Here is a 3353-nt window from a genome sequence, read left to right as displayed (position 1 = left end):
GTCGATCCATGGGCCGAAGGCGGTGGGCAAGACCGCGACCGCGATGCGGCGTGCAGCGTCGATCTCAGCCTTCCCAGCCACCGGGGCTGAGCTGGTCGCAGATCGTCTGCAGCGCGGCCGGGTCGCCGCAGGAGGCGAAGCCGTTGGCTAGCCCGAGTTTCCGTACTTGCCGGTAACTTGAGTCCGTTCCAGTCATGATCATAGCCGCCGATCTGAGCGCCGAGCAGGCGGGAAGCAGCAGCGTGGAACTGATTGACATCGGCAGCGCACACGCCGCCCGCCCCAGGCGCGATGACCAGGGCAGCCCTTCGGCACTTACACCATGGTCAACAAAGGAGGTCGCCAGACAACGAACACGGCGCCAGCGCTGCGGTGATCTCGTCGAAGAACTGACTGGTCTGGCAGGGCGCCTACCGAATGGATGCCCGTCCTGGCGACCCGGTCCGCTGGCTGGACTGGCCCGCCCGGGGCTCGAGCCCGCTTCGCCCACAGCTCTCCCCGCTGCCAGATCGGCGCGCGCAAGGAGTGCGACCTGCCGCCATACACGACCAGGTCGACCTCACTACGTTCGTCGGGATGCGCATAATCGCCGCGACCGCATCTGCCGCTGCGGAATCACGGTAAGCTACCACCGTTTCATCGTCCCCGCGGTACACCGCTTCGGCCCCTGCCGGGACGCGCCTCGGTGCTTTACCGTAAATCCTTCCCCTCCGCAACTATCCAGATCAGATATGTATACAATGCGGAGATGACAGAAACGCAGATCAACCTCATCGTTCTCTACTGTTCTGACGTGTCTGCCTGCCGCGAATTCTACCGAACGCTGGGCCTGGTATTCGAGCGGGAACGCCACGGCTCCGGTCCTGAACACTATGCGGCCACATTGGCCGGTGGGGCGGTCCTCGAACTATATCCTGCAGGTGGCCGGGAAGTGACCGGACGAATCCGCATTGGCCTTACCATCTACCATAGCGACTTCGATCTGCCCCTGGAACCTGGCAATCACGTTCTTCGCGACCCTGAGGGACGCACCATCGACATCCATGTGGCGGAGAGGACGGAGCCGGCAATAATGATCTACACGGCACTGGCCACATCGATTATCGGGAAGGACGTGGCAGCGACCGTAGAATCCTTCCCGTCCGGAGCGGTCGTCATCGACATCCGCGTTGACGGACACCACGCATCTATCGCAGGGAAACCAGGTGATGCCGAATGGGGAGTGTCCGTTGATCCGCTGCAGGAGCAGGGATTCACCGGTCATGAGAAGGTCGTCTCCTCAGCTGAGGAAGCATTGGCTGTTATCCGAGATGTACTTCGGACCGCGGACGCGGGACAGTGATGAGCGAGGAGCAGGAAGAGCCAGGACCGCTCTCCTTACCGGAACGGCTGGCCATTATGTACCACAGGCTGAACGAGCTGCCTCCAGCGACCAGCGCCTACGAGGCGTTGGCGCAGTTAAACGCTACGCTGGAGGCGGTTGAAGACGAGTTCAGCGGTGTACCGAAGAACCCGAATCCAGATCTGAAATTCGACGGCCGGATGTACCCACCACGCGAGGACTTCATCAGGTGCGCTCCCGATGGTGGCCTTATCGCTCTCACGAAGGGAAACAGGATAGAAATCAGCCCAACAGGATCGATTACGATCTACAGCCGGCGAACCAACGAAGTTGTCTACTCACGGGCCGACGACGCCGCAGCGCCACTTGCTCAGGATGTCCCACACCGGCTCGCCGAACTGCAACAAAAGACCACCGCGACGGCCGGCACCCCGCGGGGTGGCAGTCCGCGGGGTGTGGCGTTCCCGTCCCTGCCTCTCCCAGGTGAGGGCACCGCGGTGCCCTCACCGTCTGCCCGGCCGGGTGTCGCCTCTGCGCCTGCCCGTAGTCCGGGCCGCTGACCGTCACAGCACAGAAAGGGGCCGCATGGCATCGCAGCAGGACGGGGGTCCGAACACCGATCCGATCTCCGATGGCCTGCGCGAGCTCATCGATCAGCTCGCGCAGGCCATCGGGGATGTGACGAATGCGCTGATGCTCGCCCCGCAGATCGTCGAGTGGTTCATCCGACGCCAGCGGCATCAGATCGGCCAGGCGGCGCAATCAGACCAGGCGGCAACGCGGCTCGCGACGGCGCGGCGGGCGTTGCGGGAGGTACTGGACCCGGCGGAGGTCGCAGCGCTCGGACTCGGCCCGCTTGTGGCGAATCCATACGCACCCCCTGACCCAGCCGCGGCTGCGCCGGTACGGGTCGATCTCTCCAGGCTCGCCGAGACGTTGGATGACGTCTGCGGGGTAGCGGGGAGGCCGCCGGCGGCGCGCACGCAGCCGAGCCCGCAGTTGTAGGCGGCCAGCGCGAGGCTGACGGGGTCACCGGTGAGGCTGCCGTCGGCGATCCCGTCGGCGGTGTCGGCGAGCAGCGCGCACATGAACCGGCCCTGGGCGATGATCGCGTCGGCGGGGTCGAACGGGCTGGCCGTGCCGTTGCCGTCGGCGTCGACAGCCCACGTCGGCCAGGTACCGGGCATGAACTGGGCGATACCCTGCGCGCCCACGGCGGAGACCGCGCGCGGGTTGAAACCGGACTCCTGGGCGAGTTGGGCGGCGAGCAGCGCCGGGCTGAGCGGGGGACAGCGGTCGTCACCAGCACCGGCCACGATGATCCAGTCCTGGTAGGGTGCGGGGACGGCGGCGGCGCGCAGCGGACCGCCAGCGGTGGCGGCCGGGGTGTCGGTGCGGTCGTGCAGGACGGTGACGGCGAGCAGGAGCGCCAGCGGCAGGCCGACCAGGACGGCGGCCGCACCGGCGGCGATCAGGGTGAGGGCACGGCCAGGCATCGGTGGTCAGCCGCTGGTGGTGTAGGAGTCGACCCGCCACCCGCCGCTGTCGGCGGCCAGCTGGCAGAACACGATCCGGGTCTGGGTCGGGCCGGTCCAGCCGTCGACACCGCGGGGGGTGACGGTGACCCGGACCGCCCGGTGCGCGTCGACCAGGCTGTCGGGGGGCGCTTCGGCGGCCAGCACCGTGGCGGTGACGGTGGTGGCGGCGCGGTGAGCGGCCCACTGCGCCCAGCGGGCGTCGACGTCAACACCGTTGATCGGCTGGGACAGGCGGGCGGTGACGTAGGGGCGGGCCCGGTAGTAGGCGGCTCCGGGCCCAGCGTCGATGGCGGTGTCGACGGTGTGGATTGTGGTGGCGAACGCCGCGCACACAGCCGCGGGATCTCCTCGGGGCTGCGACGGCGGGGTGCGCGCCGCTGTCGCAGCCGGGAACACGGCCGGGGCGGGCGCGCGGCCGGTTCCACCACCGCAGCCGACCACTACGGGCAGCAAAAAAACATGTAAAAGCCACG

Annotated in this window: 4 protein-coding genes; 2 read left to right on the top strand and 2 right to left on the bottom strand. The window is 67.4% G+C overall.

The genetic code is table 11. The features are described from left to right. Window positions 1-685: 685 nt before the first annotated feature. Window positions 686-1342: a VOC family protein gene (locus MJ783_RS22870; protein ID WP_239313887.1), complete on the top strand. Its 657-nt coding sequence runs from the start codon at window positions 686-688 to the stop codon at window positions 1340-1342. Next, window positions 1342-1902: a hypothetical protein gene (locus MJ783_RS22865; protein ID WP_239313885.1), complete on the top strand. Its 561-nt coding sequence runs from the start codon at window positions 1342-1344 to the stop codon at window positions 1900-1902. The genes MJ783_RS22870 and MJ783_RS22865 overlap by 1 nt, the downstream gene beginning before the upstream one ends. A gap of 180 nt (window positions 1903-2082) precedes the next feature. On the opposite strand, the gene MJ783_RS22860 is transcribed toward MJ783_RS22865, so the two are convergent. Continuing rightward, window positions 2083-2838, bottom strand: a complete 756-nt coding sequence (locus MJ783_RS22860; protein WP_239313883.1) for a lytic transglycosylase domain-containing protein — start codon at window positions 2836-2838, stop codon at window positions 2083-2085. 6 nt (window positions 2839-2844) lie between these two features. Beyond that, the coding region (locus MJ783_RS22855) for a hypothetical protein (RefSeq protein WP_239313881.1) at window positions 2845-3353 on the bottom strand (509 nt) is incomplete at its 5' end.

The sequence above is a fragment of the Protofrankia sp. Cj3 genome, from assembly GCF_917627355.1.
In the GTDB taxonomy this organism is placed as follows: domain Bacteria; phylum Actinomycetota; class Actinomycetes; order Frankiales; family Frankiaceae; genus Protofrankia.
The sequence above is the reverse complement of the archived record's forward strand: the minus strand, read 5'-3'. Positions and strand labels throughout refer to the sequence as shown.